Origin of the sequence: Neorhizobium alkalisoli, assembly GCF_007829835.1 — a bacterium.
In the GTDB taxonomy this organism is placed as follows: domain Bacteria; phylum Pseudomonadota; class Alphaproteobacteria; order Rhizobiales; family Rhizobiaceae; genus Neorhizobium.
Genome location: NZ_VIWP01000017.1, coordinates 1 through 22,807, shown reverse-complemented (window position 1 = coordinate 22,807; position 22,807 = coordinate 1). Strand labels below are relative to the sequence as shown.

Annotated in this window: 21 protein-coding genes and 2 pseudogenes; 13 read left to right on the top strand and 10 right to left on the bottom strand. The window is 58.6% G+C overall.

Translation table 11 applies throughout. From position 1 onward, the window contains the following. Positions 1 to 278 precede the first annotated feature (278 nt). From FHW37_RS31300 to FHW37_RS31285, 5 genes and pseudogenes are all read left to right on the top strand, one after another. Entirely contained in the window at positions 279 to 3,710 is a 3,432-nt protein-coding gene (locus tag FHW37_RS31300) for a response regulator (protein WP_145643479.1), read from the top strand. Continuing rightward, positions 3,707 to 4,540: a CheR family methyltransferase gene (locus tag FHW37_RS31295; protein ID WP_210249354.1), complete on the top strand. Its 834-nt coding sequence runs from the start codon at positions 3,707 to 3,709 to the stop codon at positions 4,538 to 4,540. Before FHW37_RS31300 ends, FHW37_RS31295 begins: the two co-directional genes overlap by 4 nt. Next, a complete protein-coding gene (locus FHW37_RS31290; protein WP_145643477.1) occupies positions 4,537 to 5,106 on the top strand; it encodes a chemotaxis protein CheB in 570 nt (189 codons plus the stop codon). The genes FHW37_RS31295 and FHW37_RS31290 overlap by 4 nt, the downstream gene beginning before the upstream one ends. Position 5,107: 1 nt before the next feature. Beyond that, a pseudogene (locus tag FHW37_RS34345) lies at positions 5,108 to 5,401 on the top strand (response regulator); the annotation flags it as partial. Positions 5,402 to 5,467: 66 nt separating this feature from the next. Continuing rightward, positions 5,468 to 6,655 (top strand): hybrid sensor histidine kinase/response regulator, encoded by a 1,188-nt coding sequence (locus FHW37_RS31285; RefSeq protein ID WP_246691031.1) that lies wholly within the window; start codon positions 5,468 to 5,470, stop codon positions 6,653 to 6,655. 66 nt (positions 6,656 to 6,721) lie between these two features. On the opposite strand, the pseudogene FHW37_RS31280 reads toward FHW37_RS31285, so the two are convergent. Continuing rightward, positions 6,722 to 6,949 (bottom strand): annotated as a pseudogene (locus FHW37_RS31280) (SDR family oxidoreductase); the annotation flags it as partial. 527 nt (positions 6,950 to 7,476) lie between these two features. On the opposite strand from FHW37_RS31280, the gene FHW37_RS31275 reads away from it, so the two are divergent. Next, positions 7,477 to 8,532 carry a porin gene (locus FHW37_RS31275; RefSeq protein ID WP_145643475.1) on the top strand — a complete coding sequence of 352 codons (1,056 nt, stop codon included), beginning with the start codon at positions 7,477 to 7,479 and terminating at the stop codon, positions 8,530 to 8,532. Between the two features lie 87 nt (positions 8,533 to 8,619). On the opposite strand, the gene FHW37_RS31270 is transcribed toward FHW37_RS31275, so the two are convergent. Further along, positions 8,620 to 9,252, bottom strand: coding sequence for a TetR family transcriptional regulator (locus FHW37_RS31270; protein ID WP_145643474.1), 633 nt, complete (start codon positions 9,250 to 9,252; stop codon positions 8,620 to 8,622). 461 nt (positions 9,253 to 9,713) lie between these two features. Beyond that, on the bottom strand, positions 9,714 to 9,950 hold the full coding sequence (locus FHW37_RS31265; RefSeq protein WP_145643473.1) for a DUF6894 family protein: 237 nt from the start codon (positions 9,948 to 9,950) through the stop codon (positions 9,714 to 9,716). Positions 9,951 to 10,085: 135 nt separating this feature from the next. Between FHW37_RS31265 and FHW37_RS31260 the strand changes: the two genes are divergently transcribed. Next, positions 10,086 to 10,823, top strand: coding sequence for a Crp/Fnr family transcriptional regulator (locus FHW37_RS31260; RefSeq protein WP_145643472.1), 738 nt, complete (start codon positions 10,086 to 10,088; stop codon positions 10,821 to 10,823). A gap of 339 nt (positions 10,824 to 11,162) precedes the next feature. Here the strand turns inward: FHW37_RS31260 and FHW37_RS34630 are convergent, their stop codons facing one another. Together FHW37_RS34630 and FHW37_RS34625 are read right to left on the bottom strand one after the other, a co-directional pair. Next, positions 11,163 to 11,459, bottom strand: coding sequence for a sigma factor-like helix-turn-helix DNA-binding protein (locus FHW37_RS34630; RefSeq protein WP_348642856.1), 297 nt, complete (start codon positions 11,457 to 11,459; stop codon positions 11,163 to 11,165). Further along, the gene (locus FHW37_RS34625) at positions 11,390 to 11,650 is read right to left on the bottom strand and encodes a sigma factor (RefSeq protein ID WP_348642855.1); all 261 of its coding nucleotides are present in this window, start codon (positions 11,648 to 11,650) and stop codon (positions 11,390 to 11,392) included. Before FHW37_RS34625 ends, FHW37_RS34630 begins: the two co-directional genes overlap by 70 nt. A 193-nt stretch (positions 11,651 to 11,843) precedes the next feature. On the opposite strand from FHW37_RS34625, the gene FHW37_RS31250 reads away from it, so the two are divergent. Further along, positions 11,844 to 12,344: a ferritin-like domain-containing protein gene (locus FHW37_RS31250; protein ID WP_145643471.1), complete on the top strand. Its 501-nt coding sequence runs from the start codon at positions 11,844 to 11,846 to the stop codon at positions 12,342 to 12,344. A gap of 185 nt (positions 12,345 to 12,529) precedes the next feature. Here the strand turns inward: FHW37_RS31250 and FHW37_RS31245 are convergent, their stop codons facing one another. The 3 genes from FHW37_RS31245 to FHW37_RS31235 are packed head-to-tail and all read right to left on the bottom strand — an operon-like array spanning position 12,530 to position 16,654. Continuing rightward, positions 12,530 to 13,600 (bottom strand): lipocalin-like domain-containing protein, encoded by a 1,071-nt coding sequence (locus FHW37_RS31245; protein ID WP_145643470.1) that lies wholly within the window; start codon positions 13,598 to 13,600, stop codon positions 12,530 to 12,532. Next, a complete protein-coding gene (locus FHW37_RS31240) occupies positions 13,590 to 15,998 on the bottom strand; it encodes an ABC transporter permease (RefSeq protein ID WP_145643469.1) in 2,409 nt (802 codons plus the stop codon). The genes FHW37_RS31245 and FHW37_RS31240 overlap by 11 nt, the downstream gene beginning before the upstream one ends. Beyond that, positions 15,995 to 16,654 (bottom strand): ABC transporter ATP-binding protein, encoded by a 660-nt coding sequence (locus FHW37_RS31235; RefSeq protein ID WP_145643468.1) that lies wholly within the window; start codon positions 16,652 to 16,654, stop codon positions 15,995 to 15,997. The genes FHW37_RS31240 and FHW37_RS31235 overlap by 4 nt, the downstream gene beginning before the upstream one ends. A gap of 154 nt (positions 16,655 to 16,808) precedes the next feature. Here FHW37_RS31235 and dinB point away from each other — a divergent pair, with 154 nt between their 5' ends. From dinB to FHW37_RS31220, 3 genes are all read left to right on the top strand, one after another. Continuing rightward, entirely contained in the window at positions 16,809 to 17,897 is a 1,089-nt protein-coding gene (dinB, locus tag FHW37_RS31230; protein WP_145643532.1) for a DNA polymerase IV, read from the top strand. After that, entirely contained in the window at positions 17,845 to 18,675 is an 831-nt protein-coding gene (locus FHW37_RS31225; protein WP_246691022.1) for an exonuclease domain-containing protein, read from the top strand. The genes dinB and FHW37_RS31225 overlap by 53 nt, the downstream gene beginning before the upstream one ends. 75 nt (positions 18,676 to 18,750) lie before the next feature. Beyond that, positions 18,751 to 19,545, top strand: a complete 795-nt coding sequence (locus FHW37_RS31220; RefSeq protein WP_145643467.1) for a potassium channel family protein — start codon at positions 18,751 to 18,753, stop codon at positions 19,543 to 19,545. 472 nt (positions 19,546 to 20,017) lie between these two features. Here FHW37_RS31220 and FHW37_RS31215 read toward each other — a convergent pair whose 3' ends face one another. After that, positions 20,018 to 21,160, bottom strand: coding sequence for a helix-turn-helix transcriptional regulator (locus FHW37_RS31215; RefSeq protein ID WP_145643466.1), 1,143 nt, complete (start codon positions 21,158 to 21,160; stop codon positions 20,018 to 20,020). A 180-nt stretch (positions 21,161 to 21,340) separates the two neighbouring features. Here FHW37_RS31215 and FHW37_RS31210 point away from each other — a divergent pair, with 180 nt between their 5' ends. Together FHW37_RS31210 and FHW37_RS31205 are read left to right on the top strand one after the other, a co-directional pair. After that, positions 21,341 to 21,901 carry a hypothetical protein gene (locus FHW37_RS31210; RefSeq protein ID WP_246691021.1) on the top strand — a complete coding sequence of 187 codons (561 nt, stop codon included), beginning with the start codon at positions 21,341 to 21,343 and terminating at the stop codon, positions 21,899 to 21,901. A 41-nt stretch (positions 21,902 to 21,942) separates the two neighbouring features. Then, positions 21,943 to 22,215: a DUF4242 domain-containing protein gene (locus FHW37_RS31205; protein WP_145643465.1), complete on the top strand. Its 273-nt coding sequence runs from the start codon at positions 21,943 to 21,945 to the stop codon at positions 22,213 to 22,215. Positions 22,216 to 22,459: 244 nt separating this feature from the next. On the opposite strand, the gene FHW37_RS31200 is transcribed toward FHW37_RS31205, so the two are convergent. Beyond that, the coding region (locus FHW37_RS31200) for an MFS transporter (protein ID WP_145643464.1) at positions 22,460 to 22,807 on the bottom strand (348 nt) is incomplete at its 5' end.

Here is a 22,807-nt window from a genome sequence, read left to right as displayed (position 1 = left end):
GAAATCTAAGTCTCGAACGAATGGCATGCGTGAATGTTGCAGCTCGGCCCGGCATACGGGAGAATTTCCCGTCAGCCATCCCGGCCGCCTGCGGCCGCAACACATTGTGCAACGGTCTCAAGCCAGCGCCCCTGTGCAGATGTCTGCATCTGTGGATTTCCGGTCGGAAACGCCATAGAAGTCGCAAACAGCTCAGCGCGCTGCCGTGACAGGGCAGCGTTAGGCGAGCTGGCGACGTCTCCTCACCAAATTCCTTCTAATCTTTCGGTACGTTCACGATGAAATCTGCTGTTCTCGCGCCTTCCCGGCGAACGATTGGCCTCGACCCGGCCGTGGCTTTAAGCCTTTTGGGCGCGCTGGCATTTTTCGTCATAAGCGCAGCGGTTTCCTGGTACAATGTTCAGACATTGCGTTCCAACAACGAACGTGTGGTGCACAGCCATGAAGTGATCGTCGCTCTTTCCGATCTATTGTCCAATATCCAGGATGCGGAGACCGGCCAGCGTGGCTTTCTGCTGACCAATAGCGAGCGATATCTCGAACCTTACAATGCGGCAGTCAGTGCCATTCCGCGACGGATCGAAACCATCGCCGGCATGATCAGTGACAACCTTTCCCAGCAACAGCGGCTGGCAAATCTCAAAGCCCGCGTCGATGGAAAGCTGGCCGAACTCCGCGAAACGATCGAGCTGCGCAGAACACAAGGCGCAGACGCGGCACTCGCTATTGTCAATTCAGACCGCGGCAAGGTCGAGATGGATGCCGTGCGATCATTGTTGACCGCAATGCGGCAGGAAGAAACCCGCCTGCGGATGCAGCGCCTCGCAGAGATGGACAATGCCTACACGACCGCATTCGCGAGCAGTATTCTTGCCGGCCTGCTCGGCATCCTGCTGACGTTGGCGATCGGTGTTCTGATGCGACAGGCAACGCTTGCCCGGCGCAAGCAGGACTGGCTGCAATCCGGCGAAATGGGGCTTAACGGCGCTGTTACCGGCGACAAACGGACCGAAGAGCTCGGTGACAGCATTCTGCAATTTCTTGCCGGATATACCGGCGCGGTTGCCGGTGCAATTTTCGTCAAGGACGAAGACGATTTCCTGCGCGCCGCCACCTATGGCGTTCCCGACGGTGCAAGCGTGCCGGATCGCTTCAAACCAAGGGAGGGCCTTCTGGGTCAGGCGGTAACCGGCGCAAAACCGATCCTCGTGGATGGCGTTCCGGATGGGTACCTGGCATTCGGCTCCGCGCTCGGCCGCGACAAGCCGCGACATCTGATGATCTCGCCCGGAAGCGTCGACGGTGCGGTAAATTCGGTTATCGAACTTGGCTTCCTGCATTCGATCGACGCAACGGTCATGATCCTTCTCGAGCAGGCCTCGACCTCGATCGCGACTGCCATTCGCTCTGCAAAATACCGAAGCGACCTTCAGAACCTGCTGCGCGAGACGCAGCGACAATCCGAGGAACTGCAAGTTCAAGGCGAGGAATTGCGCGTTTCCAACGAGGAACTTGAAGAACAGGGCCGAGCGCTCAAGGAATCGCAGGCGCGCCTTGAGCAGCAGCAGGTCGAACTTGAACAGACCAATTCGCAACTCGAAGAGCAAGCCCAGCAGCTGGAAGGCCAACGAGACGATCTCGAACGCGTCAATGCCTCCGTGCAGCTCAAGGCCCGTGAACTGGAACAGGCCAGCCAATATAAGTCCGACTTTCTTGCCAACATGTCACACGAGTTGCGCACGCCGCTCAATTCGTCGCTTATTCTGGCCAAGCTTCTCGCCGACAATCCGGACGACAATCTCACTGCCGAGCAGGTCAAATATGCCCAGACGATCCAGTCTTCCGGCAATGATCTCCTCAATTTGATCAACGATATTCTCGACCTGTCGAAGATCGAGGCCGGTCATGTCGACATTCGGCCGGAACAGGTTTCTCTCGAGAGACTGGTGAGTGGCCTCAAACAACTCTTCGATCCCATCTCGAAATCAAAAGGCCTCGGCTTCGAGATCGACATCGCACCCGAGGTGCCGGCCATTATCGAGACGGATCCGCAACGCCTCGAACAGGTTCTAAAGAACCTCCTGTCGAACGCCTTTAAGTTCACCGAGAAAGGCAAGATTACCCTAAGCCTGCGCAGCACTGGCGACGGGCAGCTCGCGCTGGCGGTAACGGACACGGGCATCGGCATTGCGGAGGACCAGCAACGCAGCATTTTCGAAGCCTTCCATCAGGCCGATAGCACGATCAGCCGCCGCTTCGGGGGAACCGGCCTCGGACTTTCCATCTCCAGGGAGCTCATACGCTTGCTCGGCGGTGCAATACATCTGACGAGCCGGCACAATCACGGCAGCACCTTCACGGTCATCGTTCCTGTCTCCTACGATCCTTCGAGGGTCGTTTCGCGTGACATTCGACTGGCAAACACCGTGGCGGTACCACAGCCGATCGTCGAGGAGGTGCGATCGCCCCAACCCGAGCGCCATCGGATCGTCGAGGACGACCGGGCATTGCCGGATGACGGCAAACGCAGCCTGCTGGTGATTGAGGATGACGACACGTTTTCCGCAATTCTTCGCGACCTTGCACGGGAAATGGGCTTCCGGGCCCTCGTCGCCGGAACGGCGCATCACGCGCTGGAGCTTGCCAAGCAACACATGCCGAGCGCCATTGTTCTCGATATAGGATTGCCGGATCAGTCAGGGCTTTCCGTGCTCGACAGGCTAAAGACCGACGTGCGTACCCGCCACATCCCGATCCACATCGTTTCCGCGGACGATTATGCCGAGACCGCGCTTTCGCTCGGCGCGGTTGGCTACATGATGAAGCCTGTGCAGCGTGAGCAGCTCGTCGAGGTCCTGCAGAAGCTGGAAGCGAAGCTCACACAGGGTGTTCGTCGCGTCCTGATCGTCGAGGACAATGAAATCCAGCGCGAAGCAGTCGCGAAACTGCTGACATCGCATGACGTGGAAACGGTGAGCGCCGGTACGGCCGCCGAGTGCCTCTCGCTTCTGAAACAACAGACCTTCGATTGCATGGTGCTCGACCTGACGCTGCCAGACGCGACAGGCTATTCGCTTCTCGAAACGATCAGCGCCGATGACAGCCATTCGTTCCCACCCGTTATCATATACACGGGCCGTGTCCTGTCGGCGGACGAGGAGCAGCGGCTGCGCCGTTTCTCGAAGTCGATCATCATCAAGGGCGCCAAGTCACCGGAAAGGCTGCTCGACGAAGTGTCGCTTTTCCTGCATCAGGTAGTCGCCGATCTGCCGGATGAGCAGCAGAAGATGATCCGCAAGGCACGCAACAGGGACGCACTGCTGGAAGGTCGTCGAATCCTGATCGTCGAGGACGACGTACGCAACGTCTACGCCTTGACGAACATCCTCGAGCCGCGCGGCGCTGTCATCGAGATCGCGCGCAACGGTCAGGAAGCGCTCGACAAACTTGCGCAGTCCCGCAGCGACGCTGCAAAGACGATAGACCTCGTTTTGATGGACGTGATGATGCCGGTCATGGACGGATTGACGGCAACACGCACGATCCGACGCGACCCCGACTGGAAAAAACTGCCGATCATCACATTGACAGCCAAGGCCATGCCCGATGATCAGCAGCGCTGCATCGAGGCCGGTGCCAACGACTACATGGCAAAACCTCTCGACGTCGAGAAACTGCTGTCGCTGGTCCGAGTATGGATACCGCGATGATCGAGACATTCGAAAAGATCGAGGATATCGAGATCCGGCTGCTGCTGGAGGCGCTTTACGTCCGCTATCACTACGATTTCCGCAACTATGCGATGGGATCGATCAAACGGCGCCTACGTCAGGCACGCGAACAGATGGGTTTTGCGACGATCTCGGCGTTGCAGGAACGCGTTCTGCACGACGAGACCATGTTGCCCCGGCTGCTCGACTATCTCACGGTCCAGGTGAGCGAGATGTTTCGCGATCCGAGCTATTTTCGTGCCATCCGCGAAAAAGTCGTACCACATCTGAAAACCTACCCGTCTCTCAAGGTCTGGATCGCGGGCTGCAGCTGCGGCGAGGAGGTCTATTCTCTCGCAATCCTGTTTCGCGAGGAAGGGTTGGAAGATCGGACGATTTTTTATGCCACCGATATCAACCAGGATGCTCTGCGCGCCGCCGAAGCCGGTGTCTACGATCTCGATCGCATTCAGCTTTTTACAGAAAATCACCGCAAGTCTGGCGGCAAGTCATCACTATCCGATTATTATCACGCCAGTTATGGCCGTGTCTCATTCGACCGGTCGCTGCGGGAGCGTGTCGTCTTTTCCGACCATAGTCTCGTCACCGACGCAGTATTCGGCGAAATGCACCTGATTTCCTGCCGCAACGTCATGATCTATTTCGACAGACCCCTGCAGGACCGCGCAGTTGGCCTGTTCAGCGATTCACTGGCGCGCAAAGGCTTTTTTGGTATCGGCTCGAAGGAAAGCCTGCGCTTTTCCGCCCATGCCGAGGAATTCAAGGAATTCGTCCGCGAGGAAAAAATCTATCAGAGGCTCGGCAAATGACCCCCGCTTCCCCGCGAGCCATCGTGATCGGAGCCTCCGCAGGTGCGTTGGAAGCGCTCTCTGTCATCCTCCCGTCATTGCCGCATGATTTCCGCTCGCCGATCATTATCGTCGTGCATATCCCACCCGACAAGCGTAGCGTTCTGGCAGAACTTTTCCGCGCCAAATGCAAAATCCAGGTCATCGAGGTCGAAGACAAGGAGCCGTTGCGTCCGGCGACTGCTTATTTTGCGCCGCCCGATTACCACCTGCTGATCGAGGACAGGGAAACCCTGGGGCTCACCTGCGAGGAGCCCGTCCTGTTTTCCAGGCCGTCGATCGATGTGATGTTCGAGAGTGCTGCCGACATCTATGGTCGCGATGTCACGGCTGTTCTTTTGACCGGTGCCAATCAGGATGGCGCCAAGGGTCTTCTCGCGATTGCGGAGGCGGGCGGAGAGGTGATCTTGCAAGACCCTGGCGGAGCCTTTGCTGCCGCGATGCCCGAAGCGGGGCTTAAACTTTGCCCCGATGCAACCGTCATGTCGCTCGATGGCATATCCGAACATTTGAGGAGGATCGGCTGAAATGGGCCAGGTTTCGTTTCTTTTGGTCGACGACCTTGAAGAAAATCTCATCTCGCTCGAAGCCTTGCTTCGCCGTGAGGGTCTCAATCTGCTCAAGGCCCGGTCAGGAGACCAGGCGTTGGAACTGCTTTTGCAGCATGACGTTGCGCTCGCCCTGATCGACGTGCAGATGCCGGGGCTGAACGGTTTCGAGCTGGCAGAACTGATGCGCGGCAATGAGCGTACGCGCCGCGTGCCAATCATCTTCGTAACCGCGGGCAACACGACGGATAGCCGGTGGCGGTTTCAGGGTTACGAGGCCGGCGCCGTCGATTTCATTCAAAAACCTATCGAGGCAGACGTTTTACGCAGCAAGGCGGAAGTGTTTTTCGAGCTTTACCGCCAGCGGCAACAGATCGCGGCGCAGCGAGATGAGCTGCAGCTTCAGGCAGAGGCGCTTCGTGATGCCGATCGTCGCAAGGACGAGTTTCTCGCAACGCTTGCGCATGAGTTGCGCACGCCTCTCGCTCCGCTGCGAAATGGCCTGGATATACTCCAGCGCAATCCGAATAGTGAAAATGCCGGTGACCTTCGCAACATGATGGATCGGCAATTGGTCCATCTGGTTCGATTGATCGACGACCTTCTCGACGTTTCACGGGTCAGCAAGGGCAAGATCGAGCTCAGGAAGGAGATTTTGAGGATCGACGAGATCATCAGGTCGGCAGCGGAATCGAGCCGCCCGTTGATAGACGGAGGCAATCACAGGCTGACGATCGACATGCCCGCCGATGTTCTTTGGGTCGAAGGTGACCAGGTTCGCCTGTCCCAGGCGCTCTCCAACCTTTTGAACAATGCCGCGAAATATACGCCGGCCGGTGGGCAAATCGGGCTCTTTGCGAAATCGGATGGGCATCACGTCGTCATTCGTGTCACGGACAACGGGGTTGGTATTCCGGAAGGAATGCAAGCCGAAGTGTTCCAACTTTTCTCACAGATCGACGATCACAAACAACGTTCCCAAGGTGGCCTGGGTATCGGGCTCGCTCTCGTCAGACAGCTTGTCGAAATGCATGGCGGTTCTGTTGACGCCTACAGCGCCGGACCTGGGACCGGAAGCCGGTTCACGATCAGGCTTCCCCTGGCGGCTGCCCCACCGGTGTCAGACACAGTGGCACCTCAAAGACTGGAAGTCCCGAACAACCGCTCGCTGCGGGTGCTCGTGGTTGATGACAACCCGATCATTGCCGACACGCTGGGCATGATGCTTGAGGATATCGGGCACGAGTTCGAGGCGGTGCACGATGGTCGAATGGCTTTGGACGCCGCACGACATTATCATCCCGATGTCATCCTCCTCGATATCGGCCTGCCTGGTATGAATGGTTATGAAGTGTGCAAGGCAATTCGCGGCGAGGCCGAATTTCAGGATACGCCGATCATCGCCCAGACCGGCTGGGGCCAGGATCGCGACAAGGAACTGGCAACCGAGGCAGGGTTTAATTTTCATCTGACCAAGCCGGTCCCGCTCGAGCAGCTGCAAAAGGTATTCGCGACCCTTTCGCCTTGAGTTAAAGAACGATCGGCAGCGCAACGCCGATATGGCGTTGCAGGCGCCGTCGCAAAAAGCGCCTTCTTATGGGCACGGCGAGAGGGGCGCGACCGCTTTCGGATCGGCCAGCTGCACATAAATGGAAGCCAGCTCGGCAGGTTTGCTAGGAAGCCCCATCGGCGTGTCACCGCCGAAACCTTCAAGCTTTTCCATTGTGGCGCCGCCTGCGATCTGTAGAGTCGTCCAGACCGGACCGGGCGCGACCCCGTTGGCGCGGCTGCCCCTGGGACCAAGCTGCTTGGCCATCGACTTGGTGTCTTCTGCCAATTTGGTTCAGCCCCTCAACGCGATCGAGACATGCGCTTCGGACTTTCGACCACGCGGGCCGTTTGAGATGAAAATTGCTATTTACAAACAATCGGATTGTATAATAGCTGTTCTTGCCCGGACGCATCCGCTCCTCCCCGGAAAGGATGACGCACGGCGCGGAAGGGCGATAACCACACGCTCTTGATGTGGAACCTCCAGTCTCCATGTCGGCCGCCCAGCCAGATCTATGGGCGGCCCCCATGCCTTGCCTCTGAAAGGCTCGGGGCAGAAATCACGACATGTGCGCCCTGACCATTATACATACATTCGGATTGTGCGTAAAAAGCAACATGTCGCAGCCAAATGCCGAGCGGCCGCCTCGTTTTCGACTGTTTTCGATTTTGCTTCGGAACGAGACGCAATAGGTCTTTTGCAGGAGCGCGGCCACGAGGCCTCATCCTGATTCTAGGGGTATCCCGTGGCTGCGCTAAGTGCGGAAACGGGTTGTGGACATGAATTGGAGATCACGAATGAACATTAAGAGCCTCCTTCTTGGCTCGGCTGCGGCTCTCGCAGCTGTTTCCGGCGCTCAGGCTGCTGACGCAATCGTCGCTGCTGAGCCGGAACCGATGGAATACGTTCGCGTCTGTGACGCGTTCGGCACCGGCTACTTCTACATCCCGGGCACCGAAACCTGCCTGAAGGTTGGCGGCCGCGTTCGGTTCGACGCTCAGTATGGCAATGTTTATGCCAATAATGCGGACGGCACCTATACCAACACCCGCGCTGAACTGTACCTTTCGTCGGCTTCCGACACCGAATTCGGTGCTCTGAAGACCAACATCACGGCACGTTTCGACTACAACCCGCGTTACGACGTATCGACGCTCGATGGCAACAACACCCGTACGCGTCTGATGGTTGCGACCATCGAACTCGGTGGCTTCACCGTCGGTCTGCAGGATTCGCTCTATGAATCCTTCATCAACTACGCTGGTAACGTCATCAACGACGACGTCGTCAACTACGGCCCGTCGGAAGTTAACCAGATCGCTTACACCTACAAGGCTGGCAACGGCTTCTCGGCTTTCGTAGCTGTTGAAGACGACGGCCAGATCGAAAGCGACGGCGGCAAGGCCAGCGATTGGCCGAACGTAGCCGGCGGTGTTAAGTTCGACAACGGCACCTTCCTCGCTGGCGTAACCGCTGGTTACGACGAATCGGCTGAAGAAGGCGCCATCAAGGCTCGCCTTCAGGGCAAGTTCGGCGCGTTCTCGGCCTTCGTCATGGGCGGCTGGAACACCGACGGCGACACGTCCAACTCCTACGCTCCGTCTTCGAACGGCATCGGTTGGGGTGACTGGGCTCTGTGGGGCGGCGCTGGCTACAAGTTCTCGGACAAGGTTGCTGCCAACTTCCAGGTTGCCTACACCGACAACAAGACCCTCGCAGTTACCGGCAACGTCCAGTGGACCCCGGTTTCTGGCTTCCTGATCCAGCCGGAAGTTTCCTACACGAGCTGGGATCACGCCGGTCTGGATGACGACGCCTGGGAAGGCATCGTTCGCTTCCAGCGCACGTTCTAATCCTGACCCAAGGATTTGCGGAAGGGCCCGGCGCAAGCCGGGCCTTTTCTCCGTCGAGGAATCAAATCGAACTGAAGGGCACTCAGATCACGATGGGTTCACCGGATTTGTCAGCAGATCTGGCTTCGTCCGCCAGGAGCTGAGAAGCGCATCAATGACTTCGGTCCCATGGGAAACGAGATCAAGGTCGCTCTCGATATAGGCCCAGTCCTGCACGAGGCCACGCATCGTGGCGTTCAGCGCCGAAGACGCCGAAGATGGCGTCCAGGGCGGCCGAAGTTCCCCGCCGACAGCTGCGTCGATGATACGGGCGAACGACCTGCACATGTCCGACTGAAAGCAGGTGTTCTGCTGTTCCCCAGATAGGTTCAGTTCAAGCAGAAGCATCACCCGCAACATGCCGCGCTTGTGGACATTTCCACCCAACTCACTGAACAGGCAAATCACCGCCTCTCTCAACAGATCAAGCGTCGGCTGGACCGTGCCTTGATCGATCCGGTCAGCCAAGGCCACGAATTCCGCTCGGGTCTGCTCACGAATGGCAAAGAGAAGGCCGATCTTGTTCTTGAAATGCCAGGCCACGGCGCCGCGCGTCACGTTACTTGCGGCCGCAATGTCATCGAGTGTCACGGCTTCATATCCGTTTTCGATAAACAGGCGCTCGGCGGATTGCAGGATCTCGGCGCGCGTTTTGGCCGCCTCTTCCTTCGTTCTTCTCATTCTATTCCCCTTTTTCGCGGAGGATAGCGGAACAAAACGAAGCTGGAAATGGTGCTGTCACAGATCGAACAACTCAGGGCTACTCCGTCGGTTGATCAGTGCAGTGCAAAGTGAACGCGTTTCTCATCTCGTCTGCTCAACGCAAGAGTCGAACCCCGTCCGAGGTCAGCAGGTAGATGCGGAGATTGGCGACGCAATATCCGCATTTGTGCGGCGATTACGCGTGTTGTTCTTTGCACGAAGTCTCGTCTTTTGAGCCATTTCCAGAAACGCCGGTTCGCTGATGCGAATGGCATCTCTTTGAGGACTGATGGACGGCATTGTCAGCGACCGTCAAAATGCGGTGGGTGGAAATTTCTGCCGGGTTTACCGTCGCGCATTTTATGATCTCTGAAGGGATCATAAAATGCGAAAGCCAAATCTTCCGGCAGCTGACCAAGCCGTTTGTCGGCCGCCGGTCCTTATTCAATCCGCAGCACAGATTTCAGGGGCAGCCTCTCGACGATGGTTCCCGTATCGTCGGTGATCTCGAAGACCTGGCCATCGATCACCTCGCCCTGCCTCACTTTCACAGCCAGGATCTCGCGAGCTGCCACCACCGCCTCCTCGTGGGCTGCCTGCTGGTCCGAGCACTCCGTGCCGTCCGGATCCTCCTGATATCGTGCCCCGTCCCGAATGTGGAAATAGAACCGCGTCATCTTTCACTCCTGGCTTATTCTTCCCCTAAGTCCGGTGATGCAGGATCGTTCCGAAAGACATGAAGTTGATTGATGGTGTGAACCAAACGGGCGTTCACCCATTAGCCTTGAAGCCGAGGACAAAGGACCATTTGGATGCATGTTGCGCCCCCGACCGATAACAAGCTTCTCGCAATCCTTGCGGCTGAAAATCTCGCGCAGGTGATTCCGCAGCTGGAGCATATTGATTTGCCACGCGGCATCTGGCTTGGCGAATATGGCAAACCGATCGAGCACGTTTACTTTCTGACCGACGGCATCGGTTCAGCATTGCTGACCTCGCCGGAAGGTCACAAGGCCGAAGCGGGCGTCTTTGGATGCGACGGCTACATACCCTCGTCCGCCGTCTCCGGGGTCGAATACAATATCTATGACATCAGGATGCAGATTGAAGGCAGCGGATATAGGGTGCCTTACGAACAGTTCCGGCAGCTGATGGAATCGTCGCGCGGCTTTTCCAAAGTGATGATCCGCGCCATTGAGGCCTTTTCGGTCCAGCTGGGCTATACCGCTCTATCGAACGCGGTTCACGATACCAATGTACGTTTGGCGCGCTGGTTGCTGATGTGCCACGATCGCGTCAAAGGCGATGAACTTCCCCTCACCCACGACTTCATCGCGATGATGCTCGCGGTGCGGCGGCCCAGTGTGACCACGGCGCTGCACGTGCTTGAAGGAAACAGGTTCATCTATGCCGAGCGAGGGCGGATCACGATGCGTGATCGGGAGGCGCTGGAAGAGTTTGCCAGCGATGCCTATGGGCGGCCTGAGGCAGAGTGGCGCCGCCTTATGGCCGATTTCTCAGGCAAGGAGCTTCAGATTTCGAAGGGTTGAGCCGTTGTGGGGTGCGTCCTAGACCTCGTCGGTTCGGGATCGTCGGTCTTGATGGGACGCTCAGCCCGATTGGGCAATCGGGACGGATCATGATATCGCCTCCGAATACGCTACAGGTGGAGGGCTGCCGGACATCGTCGATCTCATAAAGCTTGTAAATGTCCACGTCGCCGACCAGACACATTGTGCGCCATGACGTGATCTGCCGGTAGCGCCTTGGCTTCAGTAAATTCCGGCGCGCGACGGTTATGATCCGTGCGTGCGGAAGGGTGCAAGCCACCATAGAGATCTCGCCGCGACATGGCGGAGCCGGTCTATGTTTCCAGCCGCGATCGTGCACTAGCTGTCAAGGCGGCGGCTCAGTTCGAAACGGGCACGGTTGACGCGGCTCTTGATTGTGCCGATAGGACAATGGCAGCGATCAGCAGCGTCCTCGTAGCTGATCCCCTCGATTGCTATCATGTGCAGCGCTTGGCGATAGAGCGGCGTTAAGGCCAAAAAAGCCCGTTCGAGTTCCTGGGCTCTCCATGCCCATTCCTGTCCGGCGGCAACAGGCATCATAACCATCATCTCGTCGCTGATACCGACATGCTCGCGGCGACTTTTGGCATAACGCGTGTAATACGTGTTGCGCATGATGGTGAACAGCCAGCTTTTAAGGCGTGTCCCTTCTTCGGACCTGTCGAGATTGGAAATGCCTTGATCAAGGTGTCCTGCACCAGATCGTCGCTATCATAGCGCGACTTGTAGAACCGCCGCGCGAAATGATGAAGGGCAGGAATATATGCCAGCAGCTCGGCCTCTACAGCCGGTTTGGTCGTGTGCATCGTGGTTCTCCTGCTTTGGCAACACAATGGGTGGAACTGCCAGCAGTTCCCCGGATTTCGCGTTTCCAAGAGGAGGGTACGGTAACGCACCAAGACCGGCCTTTGTCACAAAGCGTACCAACCTACAGGACGGGGAACCGCACTCTACAGCTTTCGTTATGCGGCCAGACGAAACGCCACACAGGAGTAAGTTATGGCTGAGAAAACCCTCAATGACCTCTTTCTGGATACGCTCAAGGACATTTACTTCGCCGAAAAGCAGGTGCTGAAGGCCCTGCCGAAGATGGCGCGCGCCGCCCAGTCCGAGGAGGGCAAGCAGGCCTTCCTGACCCATCGTGACCAGACGGAGGGTCAGATCGAACGTCTGCAGCAGGTTTTCGAGCTCATCGGCAAGCCCGCGCGGGGCAAGACCTGTGAAGCAATCCAGGGCATTATTGCCGAAGCTGAAGAGATCATGGATGAATTCAAGGGCACCGTCGCGCTTGATGCCGGTCTCATCTCGTCCGCACAGGCGGTCGAGCATTACGAGATCGCGCGCTACGGCACCTTGAAGAGCTGGGCCAAACAGCTGGGCCTCACCGAAGCCGCAGAGCTTTTCGACGCGACATTGCAGGAAGAGCTCGAGACAGATCAGCTGCTCACCAAGCTCGGCGAAAGCTCGGCCAATCCCAAGGGCTCCAAGAAAGCCGCGTAATCATTTCTTCAAGAGCGATCCAGGCCGCCACCTCTTTGATGGTGGCCTCTTTCAAATTTGAGATAGACTGTTCTGCATCTCCAATTCATCGTGCACTTGACGGGCATCTCCGACGATATCAACGCATGAATCGAGATGCTCTTCCCAAACACGATACGAGATTGCCTACGGACGTCGGCGGCTCGTCAGTAACCGGTCATCTCCAGATATCCTACTCCAGCCGTCGTCCCTTGGAAAGAAAGCGGCCCTTCCCAGTAGGGCGTCGATGTCTTCATCCAGGCTTGATCGTTGAGTGGCTTTGTCCTGACATCCAGTCCCTTGTCCGGGATCCTTACCCTCCATTCGACGGGGATTGACTTACCCTCGACATGCGCCTCGCGCAGGGGTTCCAAGATGACATCTTTCGACGGCAGGGGCGTGGATTTGCCGTCTGCGGAAATCCAGTTGGCGGAGATGAAATCGCCAGCGCCATCGCGCAGTCGGAACGCCATGACCTTTTCGCCGGATGCAAGATGCAGCGAAAACCAGTCCCAGCCGACCTGGCTTGCGGCAAGCGGTTGGGATGACCATTCCCGATCGAGCCAGGCTTTGCCGGTGACCTTAATCTGACTCCCGTCGAGCGTGACCGTGCCATGCACCTCGTAGAACGGCTGCGAATAATAATAACTGGCCTGTCCTTGAGCCGACTTGACCGAATAGCCACGGTCGCCCTGCAGAACCAGCGGCCCCTGCGCGTCGAGCATGATCTCGTAATCGAAATTCTCGCCGCTGGCACGAAGTTCGATTTCATCCAGCTGGTCACCACTGGCGCCGGAAACAGCTTTCATCTGCCAATCGTCGATCCAGGCTTCGAACGGATCGATGATGACACCTGCCTGGCCTACCCCACCTCGGCCGAGCCGTTCCGCGACATAGTGCCGGTCGGCGGTCGTCACGGCAGCGTGCCCGATCCAGATCTGCGGATTGGACCAGTTCCGGCCTTCACCCGGTGCCAGCGCGGAACGAAACAGCGTCCACTGCACCCCGAGCGGGCGGCCATCCGCCGTCTGAAGGTTTGCAGTGACATACCACCATTCGATCCGGAAATCGTCGTGCGGACCGTGGTCCAGCGGGAAGACTAACTCGCGTCCTCGTTCCGGGACGGAAAAATTCTGCGCGTCGGAGCCCAGACCAGCAAAACCCTGGGCATGGGCGCGTCCTGGATCGCCGGCGGCCAGCAATGCCAGGACAATGGCGATGACCTTTCTAACGCTCATTGGCGAAAACCCTCAAGAGGTCGGCGGGATTGACGATTGCGAGCCGGCGCACGGGAATGAAAACCGATGCGAGCGCAGCAAGCAGCGCAACCGCGGCAAGCCGCAACCAGTCGGCGGGAAAGATCATCATGGGAAGTCTCCAGCCGAAAGCCTCGACATTGACGATCGCCAACAACACCCAGGCAAGCGCCAACCCAACAGGGATCGCAACCAGAAATGTCGCCAGCCAGAGTGCCAGCGTCCGCACCACCTCCAGAACCGCCAGGTCGCGGCGCCGCACGCCCATGGCCCAGACCGGCGCCAGTTGCGGCAGGCGGGAGCCGGAAAGGGTCAAGAGACTGGTAAACATTGCAAAACCCGCTACGGCGAGGGTGAGCACGTTGAGCGCGCCCGTGACGGCGAACGTCTGTTCGAAAACCGCCTGCGACCGCCGCTTGAGCGAAGCCTGCTCGATGATGTTGCTGTCGGGTAATCCGAACGCCTCGGCGATCTCGCGTTTCAGTGCGGGCGCAGCCGAGGGATCGACACGAATGCCGTAGCGAAGCTTGGCAATCGTGGGGTAGCGTCGCACCAGTGCATCCAGCCCGACGATCACCTGACCCTTCGGATTGCCGTAATCGGAATAAACGCCAGCGACCTTGACTGCCCATCCTTCCGGCAGAGTGATCGTCTGCCCGGTCCGGATATGTCGGCTGCGCCAAAGCTGCTCGTTGACCAGAGCGCCCTCACCCTTTTCGACCTGACCCCATACATCCGGCGTGCCCATGAGAAGCGGCCAGTGATCCCGGTATGTCCGATCGTCAGCGACGCCGAAGATCTGCATCTGCTCACCGAGGACCTTGCCCTCCGTATTCCAGATCGGCAGGACGGCGTTTGAATGCTGTGGAAGCCATTCCCGCAGGCGCGCCGCCTCGGCCTCGCTGCGCGCTGTGATATAAAGCTCGGCCGCCAGGCGCTGATCAAGCCAGCCGAGAAAGGTCAGGCGAAAGCTGGATACCATGGTCCCGACGCCGACGTTTGCCGCCAGGGCCAGCAGGAGCGCCATCAGCGCCAATGACAGGCCGGGCAATTGCAGCCGCGTATCGGCCCAGAACCACACGGTCATAGCCTTGCGCGACCGGCTTTCAGCAAGCTGTAGCGCGCCCGACAAAAAGGCGGGAAGCAGCAGCGCGGCGCCAAGCAACAAGGAACCCAGAACGGCAAATCCGGACAACAGGCCGGAGCCGCCGAATGCAAGAGCAGCCGCGACCATGAGCAGGGCCACGCCCAGCAGCGATTGAAGCCGCAATGCCATCGCGGATGCGCGAGCCCAGGCCCGCGGTTGAGCGGCGGCAAGGATCGGCATATGCCGAACCTGCCACAGGCTCTGGACGGACGATAGCATCGTGCCGGCCAGTGCCATGGCCATCCCCGCCAGCCACCATTCAGGGCGCAGGGACAGGCTGCCGGGCACGCTCGCACCATAAAGGCCTGAGAGTGTCGCGGCGACGCCAGGCAGCAGTGCCGAAGCAAGAAAATAACCGATCACCACGCCGAAAAGGCCAGCGATGAAGGCAAAAAGCAAGGTCTCGGCGATCAGCATGGCCGTCAAAGATCGCAGCGAAATACCGACAGATCGGAGCGTCCTGAACGTCGCGCGGCGCTGCTCGAAGGAAAGGCCGGTTGCCGAATAGACGATGAACAGGCCGACCACGAAGGCAAGAAAACCGAAGGCCGTCAGGTTGAGATGAAAGCTGTCGGTGAGCCGGGCCATGTCCGGTCTGTCGCCCGCCGATTGCAACGCAAGTTCGGGAGCGACGTCTGCAAGCGCCGGCAAACCCGGTCGCTGGGAGGGCCCGATGACGATCCTGCTCAATGCTCCCCCTTTCTCAAGGAGCCGGTCGGCGACGCTGATATCGGTAAAGGCCGCGTCGTCGGGAATATCGCCGGAAACCTTCACCGGCACCGACGTCAGGTCCTTCAGACGTGCGGCGGTCGCCGGTGAAACGACAAGCAGTCCTTGGCCGCCGATGAAGGTCACCACATCGGGCGAACTGGACATGGCGATAGCTCTCCCTTCGGTGGGCATTGTCAGCGGATCGATACCGATCAGCCTGATCCGCGCCGGTCCGAAACGATAGTCGCCTTCAATGACCGGCGATACGTTCCAGCCGGCGCGTCGGAGCTTGGCGAAAACGGTGATCGGGATGGGGTTTCCGTCTCTGGCCAGAAGTTGCGCAAGACCGTTCTGCTCCAGGATCGAGGCCGCCCGCGTGTAACTTGCTCTCGCTTCGGCATTGATCGCCTGGACACCCGACCAGAGCGCAGTGGCAAGCGCGATGCCGAGGATCAGGGTGGCGAGTTGCAGCGGCCTGTGCCGCCAATGGGATAGAAGCGCCGCAAAGGCCACCCGGTTCACGCAACAATCCTTCCGCCACGCAGCAAGACCTTGCGGTCCAGCTTGTCCGCCAGCCGCGTCGAATGCGTCACCAGAAGAAGGGCGCAGCCGGCGTTTTGGGTCAGTGACAGCATCAGGTCGAGGACGGCATCTGCGGTCGTTTCGTCGAGATTGCCTGTCGGCTCGTCGGCCAGAACGAGCGGCGGACGCGCTGCCAGCGTTCGGCCGATGGCAACCCGTTGCTGCTGTCCACCCGAAAGCTGTTCCGGATAACGCCTCAGCAATGGTTCAAGGCCGAGCCGGTCGATCAGTTCGCGCTCCCATTCGAGGTCGAAACGATCGGCAAGCCTGGCGTGAAACGAGATATTCGCAGCCACATCGAGCGAAGGTATGAGGTTGAACTGCTGAAAGACAAGCCCAACCTCGCTTCGGCGGTAACGGGCGCGACCATTGTCGTCCAGTGTTCCAACGTCACGACCATTCATGAAGATCGCCCCCGTATCGGGGCGGTCCAGGCCACCGGCCAGGTGAAGGAGGGTACTCTTTCCGCTTCCGGATTCACCCGTGAGCGCAACACTTTCCGCCGGCATCAGGTCGAGATCCACCCCTTTCAGGACCTGAACAGGACCTTCCGCGGACTGGTAGGACTTTGTGATCTTGGAAAGAGACAGAAGCATCGCTGTTTTTGTCGCATCGCGCCGCTGCCTATTCAAGCCACAGTACTTCAAGGAGAAACAGGGCGCAGTTTCAAACCCGATCGAAAGCTGTTATGTTCTTGTTTCGTTTCCACCGCCGTCTGGCGATGGTTTTAGGTTTTCTGCGGTGAATGACATGATCCCAGCCTCGGTCCGCAAGATTATCCATGTCGATATGGATGCTTTTTATGCTTCCGTCGAGCAGCGCGACAACCCGGAACTGCGCGGCAAGCCGGTCGCGGTCGGAGGAGAAGGACCGCGAGGGGTGTTGACCACGGCCAGCTACGAGGCCCGGAAGTTCGGGATACATTCTGCAATGCCGTCGGTGACAGCCGCCCGCAAATGTCCCGATCTGATCTTCGTGCGGCCGCGCTTTGATGTCTATAAGGCAGTCTCGCAGCAAATTCGCGAGATCTTCGCCGAATATGCGACATTGATCGAGCCACTATCCCTCGACGAGGCCTATCTCGACGTGACCGAGAATTTGAAAGGCATGGAGATCGCAACCGAGATTGCGCTCGAGATCCGGGCGAGGATCAAGAGTGTGACGGGGCTCAACGCTTCAGCCGGCATTTCCTACAACAAGTTTCTCGCCAAGATGGCGAGCGACTTGAACAAGCCCAATGGTCAGGCGGTGATTACGCCGAAACACGGCCCGGCCTTTGTCGAGGCGTTGCCCGTCAAGAAGTTCCATGGCGTCGGGCCGGCAACCGCCGAGCGGATGAAGAGGCACGGGATCGAAACCGGGGCCGATCTCAAGTCCAGATCGCTGCAATTCCTGACCGAACATTTCGGGAAATCGGGGCCTTATTTCTACGGAATTGCCCGTGGTATCGATGAGCGCCAGGTGAGAGCAGACCGGATCCGCAAATCGGTGGGCGCCGAAGATACATATATGAGGGACATTGATGACCTTCAGCTTGCAACGGCGGAGCTGCGGCCACTTGCTGAAAAGGTTTGGCGACATTGCACGACCCATGGCATCAGCGGCAAGACTGTCACCGTCAAGGTGAAGTATTCGGACTTTACCCAGGCGACCCGAAGCCGTACCGGCGTACAGCCGTGTTCCGGCGTGTCCGACATCCTTGACGCCGCCGACGCACTTCTCGCAACCGTCTATCCGTTCAAGCGGCCGGTCCGGTTGCTTGGCGTAACGTTATCCTCTTTGAGCAATGCCGGCGCTGAAATCGACGAGGAACAACCTCAGCTCGGTTTCGATTTATGACCCCATGATACCCGAGAAAAATGCTGACCGTGCCTTTGGCCGGGTTCGCGTCATCGACCTGGAAACTGCCGGCAATGCAGCAACCGATGTTTGCGAGATCGGCTGGCAGGATGTGATCCTTGGACCGGATGGGCACTGGGATGTCAACGACGAACGCGGTGCGCTGTTCGTCAATCCGGGCCGATCGATCTCGCCCGAGACGATGGCCATACATCACATTCTGGATGAACAGGTTTCAGAAGCTCCCTATTGGAAAGACATCGCGCCGACGGTCTTGCAACCCTTCGGCAGGATCGACGCCCTTGCGGCTCACCGTGCGGCTTTCGAGCAACGATATTGCACGCCCCGACTGACAGGTGGCCTGTCCTGGATCTGTACGTGGAAATGTGCCTTGCGGATCTGGCCGGACTTGCCACGCTTTTCCAACCAGATGCTGCGCTACCAGCGCATGCCAGACGGGCTCATCCATGAAATCGGCCTGCCGGCGCACCGGGCCATGCCGGACGCTTATGTCACGGCCCATCATCTGCGCGATCTTTTGAACGCGGCATCGCTTGAACAGCTTCTATCGTGGAGCGCCGAGCCCGGTCTCCTGCCCCGTGTACCATCCGGACCGGATCGAGGAAAAAGCTGGCATCGCCTGAGCACGGAGCGGTTGACTGAATTTCTTGCGGACCGGGATATCGATATCCGTTACAGCGCTCAAACCGCACTGGACAAGCGAAGCGGCGTGCACCCGCAAGAGGCTGTAGCGCCGAGGCAAGGGACTTTGTTGTAAACCACGGCCCTCATTGATCATGGTTGCATGCACGCTCTGCCTTGACGGTTTCATCATGCGAACCATCTCGTTATCATGCCGATATGGAACAGCAATCAACAGGCCGACCGAACAACGCTCCGGGAGGGTGTTCGCAGCCTCGAACGGTCGACCAGTCGCAAAGCCTTCCTGACCCAGACAGTCTTCGCGATCATCGATCTTGCAATTCTCGCATTCTTTCTGGCGGGGCCTTACTTCCGATCCAGCCCGTCTTATCTCATCATCGACTATACGATTGCCGTCTGGATCGCCTTCGAGCTTGCCATTCGCGCCATGGCAGCACCATCATTGCGCAGCTGGATCACAAGGGTGATGACCTGGCTCGACATCTTCCTGCTCGTGACCCTTCTTTTTCCCGAGGTTTTGTTCAATTTCGCCTTCCTGCGCGTGATGCGACTTTGGGCCATCGGCCAGAGCCCGCTCTTACGGGAAGGATTGCGGCGAGCAGGCTGTGTCGCCTACCTCGATGTCGTCCGCGCCGTGTTGAACTTCCTCGTTTTCCTTTTCCTCGTCACCGGCTTCGTCTACACGACCTTTTTTTACAGCCGCCCCGGCATCGAAGGTTTCGTCGATGCGCTTTACTTTACGGTCGCGACCGTCACGACGACCGGGTTCGGGGACATCACCCTCCCCGGCACGATCGGCAAGCTGACCTCAGTCATTACGATGATCATCGGTATTTCGCTGTTCGTGCGCCTGGCTCAGTCGATTGTGCGCCCCAATAAGGTGACGTTCCCCTGTCATCGATGCGGGTTGCAAAGGCATGATGCCGACGCCGTGCATTGCAAGGCTTGTGGCGAGGTCCTGAATATTCCCGATGATGGGGCGTAGGACCCGAGACGAAGAGCGATGGCTCACGGTCTGGGCGGACAGGATTGGCCCGGTGACGCCGCCACTACGGGTTCTTGATCCCGCGCGAGATTGAACTTACGGGAAGCGCAGTTGACCTGACCTCGATGGGGCACTCCAGGCACCTGGCTGAAAAATCCAATAGCGCCATCAGCTCTTGTTTAAAAAAGGCGAGTCTCGTTTAAATAACCGTCGCGCTCAGTTAAGCGCACTTAATTAACGACGCAAAAATTCAGCGCATAAACGGAGACTCAAAGGATGCCGGCCGTGCGACAATGGGCGTCCACCGCGCGCTCTTCATGTCCTTAGGAAAGGCGTTCCTATTCCTGCTCGCCCTTAGAATTGATCCAAGGAGGGACGGAATGCGCATGGCAAAGCGGCTTTTGAACGTAGCTTTGCACAGCAGGTACTGTGAAGTGCTCTACACGTTCCGTTCCGGCAATCTGGCTCGATATCACCGTTCATCAGGTCGTCGAACCGGCGGGCTCAGGTCCCGCACCAGCTGTTGCAGGCTTCGCTGATCCACCGTTCTCGTCTTGTCGTAGATCGCGCCCAGCTGCGATTTCACCGTTCCATCCGCAACGCCCTGCGCCGCGGCAATTTCGGCGCGGCTGAGGCCTTCGGAAACATAACCGACAACCCGCCGTTCGGCCGGGGTCAGCGCAAACAGCGCCGCCACAGCCTCGACTGCGGATTGAATGACTGTGCCGGCGGCGGCAACGAAGATCGCGGCAGCGGCGCGGCTTTCATAACCGCCGCTGCCATTTCGCCGCTTCAGCGGTAGGACATGGGCAACGGCCGGTCTTTCGCTGGAGCCGAGCGGCACGTCGATACCTGCGGCGCCGATCCTGATCTCGTCGCGGGCGCCAAGCGTCACGGCATTGGTCAGCGCATTACCGGCATAATCATGAATGCAGGAAAGTTTTCCGGCGATTGCCCGCACTACTTTCTGCTCCCGCAGCCGCGCTTCGGCCGCCTCGTTGGCAAAAAGGATCGCCATGTCGTCGGCGACGATAAACACCGCATGCTCCAGCGCGTGGATGACGTCGCGCAGGATGGCGCTTTCGGCGCGCTCCATCTCCAGCATGTCATGGATGGTGACAGCGCGGCGAATATGCGGTCCGAGCAGTCCGACCGTGTTGAATATGCGCGGATCCGATGGCTGGTAGCGGACGGAGATATTGATCGTGCCGACGCGGAACGGACGTTTGAGGATCGCCATGTCGATCGAGTTCTGGACGCCGTATCGCGTGTGAAAATTGCGATAGAGGTCGCCGTTCTTCCAGACGGCCTCGCCATCGGCGCCGTAAAGCTGGAACATGCGCTCCAGCGTATCCGGTTCGTCGATCTCCATACGATGCAGGAGATGGAAGAAGGGCACATCCTTGGCATGTTGCATCAGGGTGCGGATGGCGTCTGGATCGTCGCAGGCGATCTGGGCAAGGCTTGCCGAACGGGTGCGTGTGTCGAAAACGGCAATCGTCGTCAGAAAACCGTTCACCTGCCGGTTGATCAGCGACAGGGCAGTCGGCCACGACGCCTCGCTGGCGACGCAATCGTAAATTGCCCCGATCATCTCAGACAATTGCCGGTCCATGTCCATGATCCTGCCTCAGCCGTTCAGGCGCGGTCAATCGCTGCCGTCAAAAATGCTGATACAGGATCGGAAAATTGTCTCATCCCCCGTGCGGGAGATGTGTGGTCGTTGGCTTGGCGTCAAAAACGCCGCTGCCGGGACAAGGGCTCCGGCGGACTACAGCAAAGAGGATGAACGATAATGACACTGATAAAAGCGTCACTCGCGACGCTTCTCATTCTAGGTGTATTGCCGGGTTTGGCGGCCGCGGGCGGCGGCACGTTGCCGGAAAAGGTGCGGATGGCAAACAGCCGGTTCAAGGACGTCAATGCGGCCGTGAAGGAAGGTTATGCGCCGATCCCGTGCACGAGCGGTATCGATGGCGGCGCGATGGGCATCCATTACGTCAATCCCGAGCTGATCAAGGACGAGGCCATTGATCTCGCGCGGCCGGAAGCCGTCATGTACGAGCCTGACGACAGCGGCAAGATGAAGCTGGTGGCAGTGGAGTATATCACCACCAAAGGGCCGGCGAACCTTGAAGGTCAGCTTTTCAGCCTGACCGGCGCGCCCAACCGCTATGGGCTGCCGGCCTTCTACGAATTGCATGTCTGGGCCTGGAAAGACAATCCGAAAGGGCCGTTTGCCGACATGAACCCCACTGTGAGTTGCCGGCATGCACATGCGCAAGTCGAGACCCCGTCGCAAGATCGGCTGCAGAAGCAGGCCCGTCTGACCACCATCGTCAGCCACGCCCAGTAAGGGCGTGCACCACACCACACCTAAATGAAAGGAGAACCGACATGCCTCAATTCGTCGTCGAACGAAACATTCCAGGCCTTGGCAAGATGGACAAGGAAACCCTCAAGGCGATTTCTGCCAAGTCGAACGCCGTCGTCGCCGGTCTCGGCGAACCCTATAGCTGGATCACCAGCTATGTGACGGGCGACAAGATGTATTGCGTCCACGAGGCCGAAAGCGCCGAAACGGTCTACCGCCACGCCAGGGAGGGCGGCTTCCCGGCGGACCGCGTGACGGAGATCACCACGCTGATTGGCCCGCATACGGGCCGTTGAGCGTGATCACGGCGGTGTGGGAGAACCCACGCCGCCGTGTGCTCGCCGACATCCCCTGCCGCCGCACTGTCGGGTCCTGCTCAAACCATTCCGATTTGGCATCAATGCTGCGACATCGTCCAGTCTGGAGCAAAGTCAGACAACCAGAATCTGGCGAGGATGCACCTGATGCTCCCACAAAATTGGACCCGATTGTCTGGTGTCGCGAGCATGGAATCTGCCGCAGGGCTTTTCCCTTTCGGCTTCAGGCTGTCGCGGGAGGCGCATCGGGGGTTAACTCCTGCTCCAGCTCTTCCTCGAGTTTTTCAAGCGACTTGCCACGCGTCTCCGGTACGAAGCGAACGACAAACAGCAGCGAGAGCATGTTGATGACGCAGAAGATGTAGAAAGTCGAATTGCCGACCGATGCCATTATCACGGGGAAGAGGAACGCGACGGCTGCATTGAACAGCCACTGCGCTGACACGGCAATACCGACGATCATGCCGCGAAGCCGTTGCGGGAAGAGTTCCGACATCATCAGCCAATATGTCGTCGACACCATGCTCTGGAAACAGAAAAGAAATGCCAGGATGATCGCCAGCGCCGTGTA

What these genes read in the sequence shown, in the direction of transcription:
- FHW37_RS31300 (WP_145643479.1), top strand. Translation starts at nt 279, where the DNA reads ATGAAATCTGCTGTTCTCGCGCCTTCCCGGCGAACGATTGGCCTCGAC.
- FHW37_RS31295 (WP_210249354.1), top strand. Translation starts at nt 3,707, where the DNA reads ATGATCGAGACATTCGAAAAGATCGAGGATATCGAGATCCGGCTGCTG.
- FHW37_RS31290 (WP_145643477.1), top strand. Translation starts at nt 4,537, where the DNA reads ATGACCCCCGCTTCCCCGCGAGCCATCGTGATCGGAGCCTCCGCAGGT.
- FHW37_RS31275 (WP_145643475.1), top strand. Translation starts at nt 7,477, where the DNA reads ATGAACATTAAGAGCCTCCTTCTTGGCTCGGCTGCGGCTCTCGCAGCT.
- FHW37_RS31270 (WP_145643474.1), bottom strand. Translation starts at nt 9,252, where the DNA reads ATGAGAAGAACGAAGGAAGAGGCGGCCAAAACGCGCGCCGAGATCCTG.
- FHW37_RS31265 (WP_145643473.1), bottom strand. Translation starts at nt 9,950, where the DNA reads ATGACGCGGTTCTATTTCCACATTCGGGACGGGGCACGATATCAGGAG.
- FHW37_RS31260 (WP_145643472.1), top strand. Translation starts at nt 10,086, where the DNA reads ATGCATGTTGCGCCCCCGACCGATAACAAGCTTCTCGCAATCCTTGCG.
- FHW37_RS34630 (WP_348642856.1), bottom strand. Translation starts at nt 11,459, where the DNA reads ATGCGCAACACGTATTACACGCGTTATGCCAAAAGTCGCCGCGAGCAT.
- FHW37_RS34625 (WP_348642855.1), bottom strand. Translation starts at nt 11,650, where the DNA reads ATGCACACGACCAAACCGGCTGTAGAGGCCGAGCTGCTGGCATATATT.
- FHW37_RS31250 (WP_145643471.1), top strand. Translation starts at nt 11,844, where the DNA reads ATGGCTGAGAAAACCCTCAATGACCTCTTTCTGGATACGCTCAAGGAC.
- FHW37_RS31245 (WP_145643470.1), bottom strand. Translation starts at nt 13,600, where the DNA reads ATGAGCGTTAGAAAGGTCATCGCCATTGTCCTGGCATTGCTGGCCGCC.
- FHW37_RS31235 (WP_145643468.1), bottom strand. Translation starts at nt 16,654, where the DNA reads ATGCTTCTGTCTCTTTCCAAGATCACAAAGTCCTACCAGTCCGCGGAA.
- dinB (WP_145643532.1), top strand. Translation starts at nt 16,809, where the DNA reads ATGATCCCAGCCTCGGTCCGCAAGATTATCCATGTCGATATGGATGCT.
- FHW37_RS31225 (WP_246691022.1), top strand. Translation starts at nt 17,845, where the DNA reads ATGCCGGCGCTGAAATCGACGAGGAACAACCTCAGCTCGGTTTCGATT.
- FHW37_RS31220 (WP_145643467.1), top strand. Translation starts at nt 18,751, where the DNA reads ATGCCGATATGGAACAGCAATCAACAGGCCGACCGAACAACGCTCCGG.
- FHW37_RS31215 (WP_145643466.1), bottom strand. Translation starts at nt 21,160, where the DNA reads ATGGACCGGCAATTGTCTGAGATGATCGGGGCAATTTACGATTGCGTC.
- FHW37_RS31210 (WP_246691021.1), top strand. Translation starts at nt 21,341, where the DNA reads ATGACACTGATAAAAGCGTCACTCGCGACGCTTCTCATTCTAGGTGTA.
- FHW37_RS31205 (WP_145643465.1), top strand. Translation starts at nt 21,943, where the DNA reads ATGCCTCAATTCGTCGTCGAACGAAACATTCCAGGCCTTGGCAAGATG.